The following is a 16,060-nucleotide window of genomic DNA, read 5'->3' as shown; positions in this document are numbered from 1 at the left end:
TTGACTCGCTTGGAAGGCTGACCGACGAGTCAGTTATTTAGGCCGACAGTTCGACGCGGCCCTTGCCACGACGGGCGGCCAGGATGGCACGGCCGGCACGGGTGCGCATACGAAGGCGGAAGCCATGCTTCTTGGCCCGACGGCGGTTATTCGGCTGAAAAGTCCGCTTGCTCACGTTAGTTACTCCAGTGGATCAAAGGTGCGCCCACCCGATCAAAAAGGGAAGAACTGGCCGACGCTAAGTTTATTGAGTATCCGCCGCCGCCCAACGCCCGGATTTACCGGAGGTGCGGGTGGTCAAAAAGCGGACACATAGGACTTCACAACGTTAGGGCAAAAAGACCCCCCAGGTCAAACCGGAAGCCGCGGAGCCCGCTATCCCCAGCTGTGGCTAAGTACCCCCGCCAGCCTGTGGATGAAGTGGCTCACAGACCCCGTTTCAGAACCACAACAGTGTAATTATCCACAAGCTTCTTCCCAGCTATCTTCTGGAGTTTCCATCCCCTAGAGTGTCTCAGTAGCCGATTATCCACGGACTGTGCATAACCCTGTGGATTCGGTTCGGAATCCACGCCCTTTGATCGGCCACGGACCTTCGGCTGCCGCAATCCAGGCAAGCAAGCACTCGAGGGAACCAATTGATGACGGTAGACGAAGCCAACCACGCCAACACGGTCGGAAGTTCCTGGCGGCGGGTGCTGAGCCTGCTGGAACAAGACGATCGCGTCACACCCCGGCAGCGCGGTTTCGTTATCCTTGCCCAGGCGCAGGGCCTGATCGGCTCCACCCTCTTGGTCGCGGTACCCAACGAGCTGACCCGCGAGGTTCTCCAGACGCAGGTCAAGGACGCCCTCGATGACGCCCTCCGCAGCGTCTTTTCCGACGACATCCGGTGTGCAATCGATGTCGACACGGATCTGGTTCCCATCCACGAAGAGCCGGCCCCCGCCGTCGAACTCTCTTCTGAGAACGACCTGGCCGTGGAGCTGAAGCCGCAGCCCACCCCGCCGAGTACTTCGCACGAATTCGGCCGGCTCAACCCTAAGTACGTCTTTGACACCTTCGTGATCGGTTCTTCCAACCGCTTCGCGCATGCCGCCGCCGTCGCGGTCGCGGAAGCACCGGCCAAGGCCTACAACCCGCTGTTCATCTACGGTGACTCCGGGCTCGGCAAGACGCACTTGTTGCACGCGATCGGCCACTATGCCCGCCGGCTCTACAGCGGGATCCGGGTCCGCTACGTGAATTCCGAAGAGTTCACCAACGACTTCATCAACTCCATTCGCGATGACGAAGGCGCCAGCTTCAAGACCACGTACCGCAACGTCGACGTGCTCCTGATTGACGACATCCAGTTCCTGGCGGGCAAGGACCGGACGCTCGAGGAGTTCTTCCACACCTTCAACGCCCTGCACAACAACAACAAGCAGGTGGTCATCACCTCGGACCTCCCGCCGAAGCAGCTTGCCGGGTTCGAAGACCGCATGAAGTCCCGGTTCGAGTGGGGCCTGCTGACCGATATCCAGCCGCCGGAACTCGAAACCCGCATTGCGATCCTCCGCAAGAAGGCCCAGAGCGAGGGATTGTCCGCCCCCGACGACGCCTTGGAGTACATCGCTTCCAAGATCTCCAGCAACATCCGCGAGCTCGAAGGCGCCCTGATCCGTGTCACGGCGTTCGCCAGCCTCAACCGCCAGCCCGTCGACGTGGCCCTCGCCGAAATGGTGCTGAAGGACCTGATCACCGACGACGGCGCCCAGGAGATCACGGCCGACCAGATCCTGAAGCAGACGGCCGAGTACTTCAAGCTCAGCATGGAAGAGCTTTGCAGCAAGTCCCGCACGCGCACCTTGGTGACCGCGCGGCAGATCGCCATGTACTTGTGCCGCGAGCTCACGGACATGTCCCTGCCGAAGATCGGTCAGGAGCTTGGCGGCCGCGACCACACCACGGTGATCCACGCGGACCGCAAGATCCGCGAACTGATGGCCGAGCGGCGTGTGATCTACAACCAGGTGACTGAGCTGACCAACCGCATCAAGCAGCAACAACGCGATTCCTGACTCACTCCTCGAGGTACTACATACCTTATTAACAGGCACATGTGGATAAGCCTGTGGATACTTAAGGGGACAAGCACGGTTAATGGGCTTAAAACCCTTAAGCCGTCTGTGGATCGTTAAAAACGGCCCTGGGGGTTATCCACGTCCACACCCTGTTTAAAACCCCTGTCACCCACATATCGTGAACAGGGCTTAACCGCGGAACTGCGGGTCCAGAGGCGGTTATCCACAGTTTCCACAGGGGTTATTAACACTACTAATCCCAAAAAAATGAATTCCCTCAAATAACAATCTCCTTCCGCCCGCCCATCGACGCAGCCCGTGGCTGCCTCGAACCACAAGCCGGCAGGCCGGGGATGGGTTAATGCCCGAAGTTCCGGCTAAGCTGTCTGCATCGCGTCCATCCTTGGCGCTGCTTTGTAGTTCGCTCACCGCGGACCCGGCAGCTTCGGGTTCCGGGCGCCGGATTTCGGGGCTCCTGGGGGAGTTTCCGGTGGAACACTGGCAGCAGCAATGAAAGGCGGCACCCTTCCGTGAAGTTCAGAGTCGAGCGGGATGTCCTGGCAGAAGCCGTCACATGGACAGCCCGGTCCTTGTCTCCGCGGCCGCCCGTCCCGGTACTCTCAGGTCTCCTGCTCAAGGCAGAAGCCGGAACAGTGAGTCTCTCGAGCTTTGACTACGAGACCTCCGCCCGTCTCGAGATTCCAGCTGACATCACCGCCGAGGGAACCATCCTGGTTTCCGGGCGCCTTTTGGCCGACATCTGCCGCAGCCTCCCCTCGGCTCCCGTCGAAATCGAAACCGATGGCAGCAAGGTCACCCTCACGTGCCGTCGAAGCAGCTTCCATCTCGCCACGATGCCGGAATCCGAATACCCCCCGCTTCCGGCGCTTCCCGCCATCAGCGGAACCTTGCCCGGCGACGCCTTCGCCCAGGCCGTTTCACAGGTCATCATCGCGGCCAGCAGGGACGACACCTTGCCGATCCTCACCGGTGTCCGGATGGAGATCGAGGATGACATGATCACCCTCCTCGCCACGGACCGATACCGCCTCGCCATGCGCGAAGTGCCGTGGAAGCCCGTCACCCCGGGAATTTCCACGAGTGCCCTGGTGAAATCGAAGACTCTCAACGAAGTAGCCAAAACCCTCGGTGGCAGCGGCGACATCCATCTCGCCCTCGCCGATGACGACAGCCGGCTGATTGGCTTCGAAAGCGGCGGGCGTACCACCACTTCCTTGCTCGTCGACGGCGACTACCCCAAGATCCGGTCCTTGTTCCCGGATTCCACGCCGATCCACGCAACGGTCCAAACGCAGGAACTCGTGGAAGCCGTTCGCCGCGTGTCCTTGGTCGCCGAACGAAACACGCCGGTTCGCCTGGCGTTCACCCAAGGCCAGCTGAACCTCGACGCCGGTACCGGCGAAGACGCTCAGGCATCCGAGGAACTCGAAGCCCAGCTCAGCGGTGAAGACATCACGGTGGCCTTCAACCCGCACTACCTCGTGGAAGGCTTGAGCGTGATCGAGACCAAGTTCGTGCGCTTCTCCTTCACCACGGCGCCCAAGCCGGCGATGATCACCGCCCAGGTTGACGCCGACGGCGATGACAAGGGCGACTACCGCTACCTCGTGATGCCCGTCCGCCTCCCCAACTAGCTAGCAATAGTTGTCGTTCTGGGCCCCGAAACGACAACAAGTGCGAGCCAGTCGGGTCAATACCAAAAACACCAACGCAGAAAAGAGTTCACACTGTGCACATCGGACTGATCGGCCTTGGAAAAATGGGTTTCAACATGCGCGAACGCATGCGCAAGGGCGGAATCGAAGTCACTGGCTTCGACCGCAATCAGGACATCGCCGACGTCGCATCCGTTGACGAACTGATCGCTGCCCTTCCGACGCCGCGCCTCGTCTGGGTCATGGTTCCTTCCGGCGACATCACCGATGCCGTGATCGGCGAACTCGGCGAGAAGCTTTCCGCCGGGGACATGGTCATCGACGGCGGCAACTCACGCTTCACCGAAGACCAGAAACACGCGGCTTTCCTGGCGTCCAAGGACATCCGCTTCGCCGATTGCGGTGTTTCGGGCGGCGTCTGGGGCCTGCAGAACGGCTACGGACTCATGGCAGGCGGCGCGGATGAGGACATCGAACTGGCCATGCCGGTATTCGACGCGCTCCGCCCTGAAGGCGATCGTGCCGACAGTTTCGTCCACGTGGGCGGCGTCGGAGCGGGCCACTACGCCAAGATGGTCCACAACGGCATCGAATACGGTCTGATGCAGGCATACGCCGAGGGGTACGAGCTGCTTGCGGCCAAGGACATCATCAAGGACCTGCCCGGCACCTTCCGTGCCTGGCAAAAAGGCACGGTTGTCCGTTCCTGGCTCCTGGACCTCATGGTCAAAGCCTTGGACGAAGATCCGGGCCTGGCATCCATCGGGGACTACGTCGAGGACTCCGGCGAGGGCCGATGGACCGTTGAAGAAGCGATTGCCAACGCGATCCCCGCTCCGGCAATCACCGCCGCGCTCTTCGCCCGCTTCTCCTCCCGCGAAGACAACTCGCCGGCCATGAAGATGGTGTCCGCGCTGCGCAACCAGTTCGGCGGCCACGCCACCCGTCCGGCCAAATAGGCCCCGGTCGCCCAGCAGCACGCGTGTACCTCGAACATCTTTCGCTGACCGATTTCCGCAGCTACGCGCAGGTTGACCTCAAGCTCGGCCCCGGTGTCACCGTCCTGGTGGGGTCCAATGGCATCGGCAAGACGAACCTCATGGAAGCCATCGGATACCTGGCCACCCTGAGTTCGCACCGCGTGAGCACGGATGCGCCGCTCCTGCGTTTCGGCACGGACCGCGCGTTGATCCGGGCGAAACTCGTCCGCGGGGAACAATCGACGGTGGTCGAGCTCGAAATCAATGCCGGCCGTGCCAACCGAGGCCGGATCAACCGCGGAAATCCTGTACGTGCCCGCGACATCCTGGGCATTTGCCAGACCGTGCTTTTCGCACCCGAGGACCTTGCCTTGGTCAAAGGCGATCCGTCCAATCGCCGTCGATTCCTCGACGAACTGCTGGTCAGCCTCATGCCGGTGCACGCGGCGACCCGCAGCGACTACGACCGCGTGCTCAAACAGCGCAACGCCCTCTTGAAATCGGCCCGCACCGGAAAATTCACCACCGGGCACGAGGCGACGCTCGATGTTTGGGACCAGCACATGGCGCGGGCCGGTGCGGAACTCCTGCACGCCCGGCTCGAACTCGTGGAACGGCTCCGACCTCATCTCAAGAGCGCTTACGCGCAACTGACGGATGGATCCAAAGAGGCCGGCGCGGTCTACCGCTCCACCATTCAAGGCGTCTTGGACGACGACGGCGGTCCCGCCGAGCGGCCGGCTGAAGGTTCGGAAGGGGTGGAGGACCTCCGCTTGCTGTCCGTGGATCAACTCACTGAGCGCTACGTCCAGGCCTTCGCTGCCTCGCGCCGCAAGGAGTTGGAACGCGGGATTTCCCTGGTCGGACCCCACCGGGACGAACTGGAACTGGTTCTGGGCCAAGCTCCGGCCAAGGGCTATGCCTCCCATGGTGAGACTTGGTCCATGTGCCTCTCCCTGCGCTTGGCCTCGTACTACGTCATGCTCGATGACACCCGCACCGGCGGTTCCGCTCCGATCCTCATCCTCGACGATGTGTTTGCCGAACTGGATGTGCAGCGCAGGCGTAAACTGGCTGCAATAGTGGCCGGCGCCGAGCAGGTATTGGTGACGGCCGCCGTCGACGCCGACATTCCCGAGGAACTGGCGGGGCGACGCGTAAAGGTTGTGCCCGGAGGCATTGATGGAGAAGGATAGCCCCGGCGGACGCCAGCCGGGCAGGGACCCTGACGAGATTGACGCTGCCCAATCAGCTTTGAACCGGATGCGCGAAGCGGCCGCCGCGCGGGGCGAAATCCGCCGCGCCGCCCCGCGGACGGGCGCCGCTCCTAAACGCAGAGGGGTCCGCGACACCCGCGGATTCAGTCAATTCCACGGCACCGGCCGGGATCCGCTTGGCCTGGGGAAAGTCGTCGGGAGGCTCGTGGCCGAACGGGGCTGGACAACTCCAGTGGCCGTCGGCTCCGTGATGGCAGAGTGGGATGCCTTGGTGGGGCCGGAGATTTCCGCGCATTGCACTCCGGAGAGCTTCACGGACACCACGCTCCATGTCCGCTGCGATTCCACTGCATGGGCAACGCAGCTCAGGCTCCTGAGCACCAGCCTCCTGGACATGTTCCGAAGGGAACTCGGAGACGGAGTGGTGACGTCCATTCAAGTACTCGCGCCCACCGCGCCGAGCTGGCGCAAGGGCGGCCGAAGCGTCAATGGGCGGGGTCCCCGGGATACCTACGGGTAACTTCATCGGCACCCGGGTCAGCGGATTTGCGTGAACGGCGCACAGGGGCGAGAAACCTCCCCGGACTGTACAGCTCCCTAGAGGGTGCCGTTTTGGCGGCTTGCAGATGGGGCCAGCGGCCTCCCAGAGCTAGTTTCCTGAGCATAAGGGCCGGGTTTTGCAAGGAAGAGCGCTCAGTCACGATAGAATCGGGATAGACAACTGGGCGCCGGTGAACGTTGATTGGCTCCGCTGAACAGCACTTGCAACAGCGGATCCGCCAATCACGAAGTAGCCGGCGTTAGCAGTGACGTCCCTGTTGGCGGCTGCCGTATCCCTGTGGTGTGTCCTGACGGACGTGCTTCCTTGGTGCGGTGACGGCCGGCGACCATCGAACACGGAGGAGTCGAAAGCGCCTGTGGCTAACGACAATGCAGAGACCTTGGCAGTAGATCCCGCGAAGGAGAACGCCCACAAGCCTGACACACCCTCGGGGTCCAAGGAGTACGGTGCGAGCGACATCACCGTCCTTGAAGGTCTCGAAGCGGTGCGCAAGCGCCCGGGCATGTACATCGGATCCACCGGCCCGCGCGGCCTCCACCACTTGGTGTATGAAGTGGTGGACAACTCGGTGGACGAGGCTCTTGCCGGGTACTGCAGCCACATTGAAGTGACCCTCCAGGCCGACGGCGGCGTGAAAGTCGTGGATGACGGCCGCGGCATTCCGGTGGACATGCACCCCACGGAAAAGAAGCCGACCGTCGAAGTTGTCATGACCATTCTGCACGCGGGCGGCAAGTTCGGCGGCAGCGGCTATGCGGTGTCCGGTGGCCTCCACGGCGTCGGTATTTCCGTCGTCAACGCGCTGTCGCGCAGGGTCGACACCGAGGTGCGTCGCCAGGGCCACGTTTGGCGGATGAGTTTCGCCGACGGCGGCAAGCCGCAAGGCGGACTCGTCCAGGGCGAAGAAACGGACCAGACTGGAACGTCCCAGACGTTTTACCCGGACGGCACCATCTTCGAGAGCACCGAATTCGATTTTGAAACCCTCCGCGCCCGGTTCCAGCAGATGGCGTTCCTCAACAAGGGGCTGCGCATCACCCTCACGGACGAGCGTCCTGTCGCAGGAGCAGGCGACGACGACCTTGATCTCGACGCCGTTGCCACCGAGGGCGAAGTGGCGGCAGAACACCGCACGGTAGTTTACCAGTACAACGACGGTCTCCTCGACTACGTGAAGCACTTGAACTCGAACAAGAAGGTGGACGTCGTCCACGAGGACGTCATCGCCTTCGAAACCGAAGACACGGAGCGGCACATCGCCGTCGAGGTCGCAATGCAGTGGACCACGGCCTATTCCGAGAGCGTCCACACGTACGCCAACACCATCAACACGCACGAGGGCGGAACCCACGAAGAAGGCTTCCGCTCCGCGATGACGTCGCTCATCAACCGCTACGCGCGCGAGAAGACGATCATCAAGGAAAAGGATGACAACCTCACCGGTGACGATATCCGGGAGGGTCTCACCGCCGTTATCTCGGTGAAGTTGTCCGAACCCCAGTTCGAGGGCCAGACCAAGACCAAACTGGGCAACTCCGAGGTCAAAGGCTTCGTCCAGCGGGTGGTCACCGACCAGCTCGGCGACTGGCTGGAACGGAACCCCGGCCCGGCCCGTGACGTCATCCGCAAGGCTGTCCAGGCGGCCCAGGCCCGCATGGCCGCCCGGAAGGCACGCGACAACGCGCGACGCAAGAGCCCCCTGGAATCCTTCGGCATGCCGGGCAAGCTGTCGGACTGCTCCTCGAAGGACCCTTCGCGCTGCGAGGTGTACCTCGTCGAGGGTGACTCCGCAGGCGGTTCGGCCAAGCGTGGCCGGAACCCCGAAACCCAGGCCATCCTGCCGTTGCGCGGCAAGATCCTGAACGTGGAGCGCGCACGCCTGGACAAGGCCCTCGGCAACAATGAAGTCCAGTCCATGATCACGGCTTTCGGAACCGGGATCGGCGAGGACTTCGACATCTCCAAGCTGCGGTACCACAAGATCGTCCTGATGGCCGATGCCGACGTGGACGGCCAGCACATCACCACGCTGCTGATGACGCTGCTGTTCCGTTACATGCGTCCGCTGATTGAGAACGGCTACGTCTACCTGGCCCAGCCGCCGCTGTACCGGATCAAGTGGTCGAACGCCCCTCACGACTACGTCTACAGCGACCGTGAACGTGACGCCAAGCTGGTCTCCGGCCAGGCCGCCGGCCGCCGGATCCCCAAGGACAACGGCATCCAGCGCTACAAGGGCCTCGGCGAAATGGACTACACAGAACTCTGGGACACCACCATGGACCCGGACCACCGCACGCTCCTGCAAGTCACCATGGACGATGCCCTGGCGGCAGACCAGACCTTCTCCGTACTCATGGGTGAGGATGTTGAATCGCGCCGGAACTTCATTCAGCAGAACGCCAAGGACGTCAGGTTCCTGGATATCTAGGGACTTCCAAGCCCTAGGAATATTCCAATACTGACATATACCTGAAACGGAAATCATAAAATATGAGCGACGAAACCCCCGAGATTCCCGCCGAGTCGGCCGGCATTCCGGAACCCGTACTTGAGGGCGATGTGCTGACCGACCGCGTAGACCAGGTGGACCTGCAGACGGAAATGCAGCGTTCGTACCTGGACTATGCGATGGCGGTTATCGTTGGCCGCGCGCTTCCGGACGTCCGCGACGGCCTGAAGCCCGTCCACCGCCGAGTGCTCTACGCGATGTTCGACGGCGGCTACCGCCCGGACCGCTCCTTCAACAAATGCGCCCGCGTCGTGGGCGAGGTCATGGGCCAGTACCACCCGCACGGTGACACCGCGATCTACGATGCCCTGGTCCGCCTCATCCAGGACTGGACCATGCGCTATCCGCTGGCGCTGGGCCAGGGTAACTTCGGTTCCCCGGGCAACGACGGTGCTGCGGCTCCGCGATACACCGAAACCAAGATGGCCCCGCTGGCCATGGAAATGGTCCGCGACATCGACGAGGAAACCGTCGACTTCCAGGACAACTACGACGGCAAGAACCAGGAACCCACCATCCTGCCGGCGCGTTTCCCCAACCTGCTGGTCAACGGTTCCTCCGGAATCGCCGTCGGCATGGCCACCAACATCCCGCCGCACAACCTCCGCGAAGTGGCCGATGGCGTGCAATGGTATCTGGCCAACCCCACGGCCAGCCGCGAAGAGCTGCTTGAGGCGTTGCTCGTCCGCATCAAGGGTCCGGACTTCCCGACCGGTGCAACCATCCTTGGCCACAAGGGCATCGAGGACGCGTACCGGACGGGCCGCGGCTCCATCACCATGCGCGCCATAGTCAACGTCGAGGAGCTCCAGGGCCGCACATGCCTGGTGGTCACCGAGCTTCCGTACCAGGCAAACCCGGACAACCTGGCCATTAAGATCGCCGAACTGGTCAAGGACGGCAAGATCCATGGCATCGCGGACCTCCGCGACGAGACGTCCGGCCGTACCGGACAGCGGCTGGTGATCGTGCTCAAGCGAGACGCCGTGGCCAAGGTGGTGCTCAACAACCTCTACAAGCACACCCAGCTGCAGGACAATTTCGGCGCCAACATGCTGGCGATCGTCGACGGCGTGCCCCGCACCCTGAGCCTGGACGCCTTCATCCGGCACTGGGTTGCCCACCAGATGAGCGTCATTGTCCGGCGGACCCGCTACCGGCTGCGCAAGGCCGAGGAAGAGGCGCACATCCTGCGCGCACTTCTCAAGGCCCTGGACATGCTGGACGAGGTTATCGCGCTCATTCGGGCCTCCAACACCACCGAGGCCGCCCGCGATGGCCTGATGGGGCTGCTGGACATCGACGAGCTCCAGGCCCGCGCCATCCTGGACATGCAGCTGCGCCGGCTTGCCGCGTTGGAACGGCAGAGGATCCAGGACAGGCACTCCGAGCTTGAGGCCATGATTACGGAGTTCAACTCGATCCTGGCCTCCGAGCAGCGCCAGCGCGACATCATCAGCCAGGAACTGGCCGAGATCGTGGCCAAGCATGGCGATGACCGCCGGACCCACATCCTCATGGGCTTCGACGGTGACATGTCGATGGAAGACCTCATCCCCGAGGAAGAAGTGGTGGTCACCATCACCCGCGGCGGCTACGTCAAGCGGACCCGAAGCGACAACTATCGTTCGCAGCAGCGAGGCGGCAAGGGCGTCAAGGGTGCCCAGCTTCGCGGCGACGATGTCGTGGAGCACTTCTTCGTCACCACAACGCACCACTGGTTGCTCTTCTTCACCAACCTGGGCCGCGTGTACCGGGCCAAGGCGTACGAGCTTGCCGAGGCCGGCCGTGACGCCAAGGGACAACACGTTGCAAACCTGCTGGCCTTCCAGCCGGACGAACACATCGCCCAGGTTCTGGACTTGCGCGACTATGAGCAGGCCCCGTACTTGGTGCTCGCCACCAAGAACGGCCTTGTGAAGAAGACGCGCCTGGAAGACTACGACACCAACCGCACGGCTGGCGTGATCGCCATCAACCTTCGGGATGGGGACGAGCTTGTCTCGGCGCAGCTAGTGTCCGAAACCGACGATCTCCTCCTGGTTTCCCGCAAGGGCCAGTCGATCCGCTTCACGGCGACCGACGAGGCACTGCGTCCCATGGGGCGCGCCACCTCGGGCGTGACCGGCATGAAGTTCCGCGAAGACGACGAACTCCTCGCGGCCGACGTCGTCCAGGATGGCTCGTTCGTGTTCGTGGTGACCGAAGGCGGGTACGCCAAGCGCACCGCCGTCGAGGAGTACCGGCTCCAGGGCCGTGGCGGCCTGGGCATCAAAGTGGCCAAGCTCCAGGAAGAGCGAGGCGACCTCGTCGGTGCGTTGATCGTCAACGAAGAAGACGAAGTCCTGGTGGTCATGGAGGGTGGCAAGATTGTCCGCTCCGCCGTGGCCGGCGTTCCTGCCAAGGGCCGTGACACCATGGGCGTCATCTTCGCGAAGCCTGACAAGAACGACCGCATCATCGAGGTGGCCCGCAACAGCGAACGCGGCCTCGAGGAGTCCGACGACGATCAGGGCGAGGGCACAGACGACGCTTCAAGCCCCAATAATGTCGAAAATCCTCTCGGAGGAACGTCCGGGACGGACGATGACGTAACGTTGGCTGCAAACGGCGGCGCCGATCAGGCGACCGCAACGGCCGAATCGGGATCGGCCGCAGGATCCGGCAATGGGTCCGGCGTCGAGCTGAACGAAGACAACACCGGAGGTAACGAGTGAGCAATTCGGACTCATATCCCAAGCCGAGTACGGGTGTCCCTGGAGGATTGCGGCAGCCGTCGGCTACTCCGCGGGTAGACGCACCGGCCCGTCCCCAGCAGCGCCCTGTGGCATCCGCTTCGGGTGCGGCAGGAACCGGCGCGGAAAGGGTCCCCGGTCAGCGCCCGGCCGTTCCCGGTCAGCGCCCGGCGGTTCCAGGCCAGCGTCCCGCAGGAACGCAGCGCCCGGCGGGCCAGCGTCCCCCTGCGCCCGGCCAGAGGCCCGTGCAGGGCCAGCAGCGGCCGGCCACCGGGGCTCCAGGGCTTGTGAAGCCGGCACCTAAGGCGAAGGTTCGCCGCGCCCGTCTGCTGGTCAGCAAGGTAGATCCGTGGTCTGTCCTGAAGATGGCATTCCTGTTGTCCGTTGCCTTGGGCATCGTGACTGTGATTGCCGCTATCGTGCTGTGGACCGTTCTGGACCTCACCGGCATTTTCAACCAAGTGGACAGCCTTCTGGGCACCCTGGCAGGTTCGGAAAGCGGTGGCTTCGAACTCAAGAAGGTCGCATCGCTCGGACAGGTGGCCTCCTTCGCCACCATCATTGCCGTGGTGAACGTTGTGCTCCTGACTGCCCTGTCCATGCTGAGCGCAGTGCTTTATAACATTGCCGCAACACTCGTGGGCGGCATTGGCGTGACCCTCACCGACGACTAACCCAAATGGTCCGAATTTGGGGGAAACTGCTGGAAAACAGTGGTGAAAATACCTCGATTTGAGATCGGGCCGGGATGTGCTGTAAAGTCATGTCTCGGCCCGAAGAGGTATCGGGGCGTATAGCTCAGGCGGTTAGAGCGCTTCGCTGATAACGAAGAGGTCCCAGGTTCAAGTCCTGGTACGCCCACGGAGCCTGCACAGGTTTTGCTAAAGGTTCGGGAAACTGAACCGGAACGGGGTGCATGTGAAGAAGTTGCTAGTAGTTGCAGCTGCGGTCGCAGGCGTCTTGCTCTACAGGAAAGTGCAGGAATCCGAAGCCCGGAAAACAGTCTGGAGCAAGGCAACCGACACGGTTGACTAGCAAACGCGCCCGGTCTGGAGATGGTGCAAACCATCGAAGGAACTAGGGTAGTATGGACGGGTTGCTTCTTATGGGGGCATGGCGCAATTGGTAGCGCACCTGCTTTGCAAGCAGGGGGTTCGGGGTTCGAGTCCCCGTGCCTCCACCATAAGAAAGAGTCCCGGTCAGAAATGACCGGGACTCTTTGCTTTAAGCCGCCCCACTAAGGTTGGAATGTGAACGTCATTGTTGCTGCTTTGGGTGTGCTCGGCGTCGCATCATCCGGACCCCTCATCGCCGGAACGCTTGGAGCTACCTCCGTCACGGCACTGGCTATCGCCTTCTGGCGCAACGCAATAGCCGCCGTCGTCATGGCCTCGCCGATCTTGGTCCGTGAGCCGCGCCGGTTCCGCAAGATCACCCGCAACGAATTCACTTGGTCCGCTGTCGCAGCAGTGGCACTGGCCTTCCACTTCGCTTGTTTCATCACGGCGCTCCAGCTCACGTCAGTGGCGGCTGCTACCGCCCTTGTGTGCCTGCAGTCTGCGTGGATCGCCGTCTTCCAGCTCCTGCGCGGCACCAGGCACCGCTGGCCGGTCCTGGTGGGCCTGAGTATCGCGCTGGGCGGCGTCGCGGCCATCACGGGCTTCGATATGGGCAACTCGCCGAAAGCCCTCCTTGGTGACATCCTGGCCCTCGCCGGAGGCGCCCTGGCAGGCCTGTACACCTTGGCCGGAGGCAAAGCCCGCCAGAGCATGGGCATCGGAACGTACACGAGCCTTTGCTATGGGATCTGCGCGGCCATCGTCGCTGTCCTGGCCCTCACGGGCGGCCAGCCGCTCGTAGGGTTCGACGCCGGCGGCTGGCTGGGGATCGTGGCCATCACCGTATGCGCGCAACTGGTGGGCCACACCGCCTTCAACCATCTCCTGGCGACCATGAGCCCGCTCCTGGTGTCCATGATCATCCTGCTGGAGATTCCGGGCGCAGCTCTTCTCGCCGCTGTCTTCCTGCACGAGTCCCTGCCGGCCGGTACCTACGCGGGACTCGCCCTGATCCTGGTTGGACTCGCCGTCGTCGTCGCCGGTCAGCGGCAGGGCAAGGGCGATGCGGAGGGCAAGATTGCCGGGCTTGGTACCGACTGAGTTCGGTTCGCGCGGCTACAGGCCGCCGCGGCGGACGCCTTGGCCTGCATTGGCCGTGTGGATGGCCCGGAGAAGCTTGGCCGGGAAGTAGACGGAGAAGAACACCACCATGGGGGCCTTCAGGGCCATTTTCTTGACGTTGTGGGCCTTGTAGGTGCGGTCGAAGCGGGTCACGTAATAGCGGTAGTCGCGCGGTGAATCCTCAAGCCGGCGTGCAGACATCCCCGAGACCATCTGAGGCCAGTACTGCACCCTGAGATCGTGGTCGGCAAGGTGCAGGGAAAGATCGATGTCCTCATGCATCTCGTCCTTTTCATCCAGGCAGGTTTCGTCGCGGATGGTTTCCCAGGCGGAACGGCGAAGGGCCATGTTGGATCCAAAAAGGAAGTGGTACTGGTGCTTCGCAAGCCGAAGCATGAGTTGGCGCATTTTGTCGTCGGCTTTGAGTCCGAATCGACGCATGGGCATGTCGTAGTAGACCACGGGACCTGTGGCCGCCTGCACCGAGGGATCAGCGAAGGCCTTTTGGACTTGCTCAACCCAGTCAGGCTCCACGACGGAGTCGGCATCGATCCGGCCGAGGATGTCAGACGTGGCGCTATTGAGGCCAAAGTTGCGGGTGGGGATGAGTCCTTGGGCCTCGTCCTGGCTCAGCAGGATGATGGGGCTCTCCGGGTATTCCTGCTGCATTTGCTGGACGATCTGCGCAGTGCGGTCCGTGGATCTGTTGTCCACGACGATGATCTCGTCCGCAGGCACTGACTGGTAGATGGCCGCGATCAGGCATTGCCGCACGACGCTTTCCTCGTTGTAGGCCGGGATGATGATTGAAACGCTCGGCTTCACGGGTGCGACGGCTGCGTTGGTTGCTGCATCTACGAAAGATCTATCGGCTGGCATCACCATAAATCTAACATCAGGGCGGTGCTCCTCAGGGAAGCCTCCGGGTGACAAGTGGCCAAACAATTGAAGGGATCCCGGCGAACCGGAATCCCTTCAATGCGGAGCTAATCTACGTCGTTCGGCTAGGCCTCGTGTTTGCCGGCTTCGTCCTTGGCTGCTTCGTCCTTGGCTGCCTCGTCCTTGGCCGCTTCGTCCTTGGCCGCTTCGTCCTTGTGGAGGCTGGCTGCGATGTTCTTTACGGCTGTCTTGGCATCGCTTGCCACCTGGGCTGCGGTGTCCGTTGCGTCCTCGACGGCGTGCTTTGCCTTCTCGGCCACAGCTTCGGTCTTGTCCGCTACGTTGAGCCTCACCTCGTCGACCTTGTCAGCTACCTTGGCGGCGGCTTCGTTGGCCTTGTCAGCGGCTTTTTCGGCTGCCGCTGCGGCAGGCACGGGCGATGGTGTCACCGGGGCGGGGGTCTTCCACGGGTCCTCCACCGGGCGGCTGGCCCTCCACGCTGCGACCCCGGCCGCGGCAGCTGCTGCAATAACCGTGAAGATCAAGAGCCCGCGCTTCTTCGGCTTCTTGGTCTTGGCGAGTTCCTTCGAGACGGCCTTGGACGCTTCCTCCGCAGCGGCTTTCAGCTGGGCCCCGGTGGCTTGCGCTTGCTCCTGCAGATTGTGGACCACTCCCGAGTCCACCAGCTTCTGGGCGACGGCGTCCACCTGCGCGGGTGCATTCTCAAGGGCTTGGTGGACAACCACGGAGGCCTGCCCGAGCTGCTCTGAGAGCTTGGGCAGGTATTCCTCAACAACTTTGTCCCGGGCGTGGCCCAGCGCCGGGGTGGCTTTGTTGAGGGCTTCCTGGATCTTGGGTGAGGCGTCCTCGACGACGTCGTGGATTTTCGGTGCGAGGTTCGCCAGGCCTTCCTGGAGCTTCGGCGTGACGATTGCAACGCCGTCGGCGAGGTTGTGTGCAGCTGACTTCAGGCCTTCCTGAAGCTTCGGCGAAGCGGTGTCGATTCCGTGCTGGATACGGGGAACCGCCCAGTTCACGGCTGCTTCGACGCGCGGCGTCGCCCAGTCCTTTGCATTTTCGACACCATTCGCAACGGTGTGTTCAAGTTCGCGGGCAATCCGGTCCGATTTCTTCACAACTACCTCCCGATCAACATGCTCGTTTGTTGTTAGCCTACGTCGCTTGTTCGGCACCGGCTATTCATCCACCGGATTCATGGAAGATTTCACCTAGCGCGGAACCGCCTTCCTGGC

13 protein-coding genes and 2 tRNA genes are annotated in these 16,060 nt (G+C 62.6%); 12 read left to right on the top strand and 3 right to left on the bottom strand.

Translation table 11 applies throughout. The features are described from left to right. Positions 1-37: 37 nt before the first annotated feature. Positions 38-175 (bottom strand): 50S ribosomal protein L34, encoded by a 138-nt coding sequence (rpmH, locus tag AB0O52_RS14580; protein WP_011776797.1) that lies wholly within the window; start codon positions 173-175, stop codon positions 38-40. Positions 176-641: 466 nt separating this feature from the next. On the opposite strand from rpmH, the gene dnaA reads away from it, so the two are divergent. The 12 genes from dnaA (at position 642) to AB0O52_RS14520 (ending at position 13,907) form a co-directional block, all read left to right on the top strand. Further along, positions 642-2,063: a chromosomal replication initiator protein DnaA gene (gene dnaA / locus AB0O52_RS14575; protein WP_364538706.1), complete on the top strand. Its 1,422-nt coding sequence runs from the start codon at positions 642-644 to the stop codon at positions 2,061-2,063. Positions 2,064-2,596: 533 nt separating this feature from the next. Further along, positions 2,597-3,721, top strand: coding sequence for a DNA polymerase III subunit beta (gene dnaN, locus AB0O52_RS14570; RefSeq protein WP_364538704.1), 1,125 nt, complete (start codon positions 2,597-2,599; stop codon positions 3,719-3,721). Between the two features lie 59 nt (positions 3,722-3,780). Then, positions 3,781-4,701: a phosphogluconate dehydrogenase (NAD(+)-dependent, decarboxylating) gene (gene gnd, locus AB0O52_RS14565; RefSeq protein ID WP_364538861.1), complete on the top strand. Its 921-nt coding sequence runs from the start codon at positions 3,781-3,783 to the stop codon at positions 4,699-4,701. Between the two features lie 23 nt (positions 4,702-4,724). Next, positions 4,725-5,918, top strand: a complete 1,194-nt coding sequence (gene recF, locus AB0O52_RS14560; protein WP_364538702.1) for a DNA replication/repair protein RecF — start codon at positions 4,725-4,727, stop codon at positions 5,916-5,918. Next, entirely contained in the window at positions 5,905-6,459 is a 555-nt protein-coding gene (locus tag AB0O52_RS14555) for a DciA family protein (protein WP_364538700.1), read from the top strand. The genes recF and AB0O52_RS14555 overlap by 14 nt, the downstream gene beginning before the upstream one ends. A gap of 397 nt (positions 6,460-6,856) precedes the next feature. Further along, positions 6,857-8,932, top strand: a complete 2,076-nt coding sequence (gene gyrB / locus AB0O52_RS14550) for a DNA topoisomerase (ATP-hydrolyzing) subunit B (RefSeq protein ID WP_364538698.1) — start codon at positions 6,857-6,859, stop codon at positions 8,930-8,932. A 62-nt stretch (positions 8,933-8,994) separates the two neighbouring features. Further along, the gene (gene gyrA / locus AB0O52_RS14545) at positions 8,995-11,730 is read left to right on the top strand and encodes a DNA gyrase subunit A (RefSeq protein ID WP_364538696.1); all 2,736 of its coding nucleotides are present in this window, start codon (positions 8,995-8,997) and stop codon (positions 11,728-11,730) included. Next, positions 11,727-12,422 (top strand): DUF3566 domain-containing protein, encoded by a 696-nt coding sequence (locus AB0O52_RS14540; RefSeq protein WP_364538694.1) that lies wholly within the window; start codon positions 11,727-11,729, stop codon positions 12,420-12,422. The genes gyrA and AB0O52_RS14540 overlap by 4 nt, the downstream gene beginning before the upstream one ends. A 113-nt stretch (positions 12,423-12,535) precedes the next feature. Next, positions 12,536-12,609, top strand: a tRNA-Ile gene (locus AB0O52_RS14535). A gap of 57 nt (positions 12,610-12,666) precedes the next feature. Beyond that, positions 12,667-12,783, top strand: coding sequence for a DLW-39 family protein (locus AB0O52_RS14530; RefSeq protein ID WP_364538692.1), 117 nt, complete (start codon positions 12,667-12,669; stop codon positions 12,781-12,783). Positions 12,784-12,855: 72 nt separating this feature from the next. Beyond that, positions 12,856-12,931: transfer RNA gene (locus tag AB0O52_RS14525), tRNA-Ala, on the top strand. Between the two features lie 67 nt (positions 12,932-12,998). After that, positions 12,999-13,907, top strand: coding sequence for a DMT family transporter (locus tag AB0O52_RS14520; RefSeq protein ID WP_364538690.1), 909 nt, complete (start codon positions 12,999-13,001; stop codon positions 13,905-13,907). A gap of 15 nt (positions 13,908-13,922) precedes the next feature. Here AB0O52_RS14520 and AB0O52_RS14515 read toward each other — a convergent pair whose 3' ends face one another. Together AB0O52_RS14515 and AB0O52_RS14510 are read right to left on the bottom strand one after the other, a co-directional pair. Next, complete coding sequence (locus AB0O52_RS14515; protein ID WP_364538688.1) at positions 13,923-14,807, bottom strand: glycosyltransferase family 2 protein; 885 nt, start codon at positions 14,805-14,807, stop codon at positions 13,923-13,925. A 125-nt stretch (positions 14,808-14,932) separates the two neighbouring features. Beyond that, positions 14,933-15,943: a hypothetical protein gene (locus AB0O52_RS14510; RefSeq protein WP_364538686.1), complete on the bottom strand. Its 1,011-nt coding sequence runs from the start codon at positions 15,941-15,943 to the stop codon at positions 14,933-14,935. Positions 15,944-16,060 lie beyond the last annotated feature (117 nt).

Source organism: Arthrobacter sp. NPDC080073 (assembly GCF_040686575.1).
GTDB lineage: Bacteria > Actinomycetota > Actinomycetes > Actinomycetales > Micrococcaceae > Arthrobacter.
This window is presented reverse-complemented; position numbering and strand designations above follow the sequence as displayed.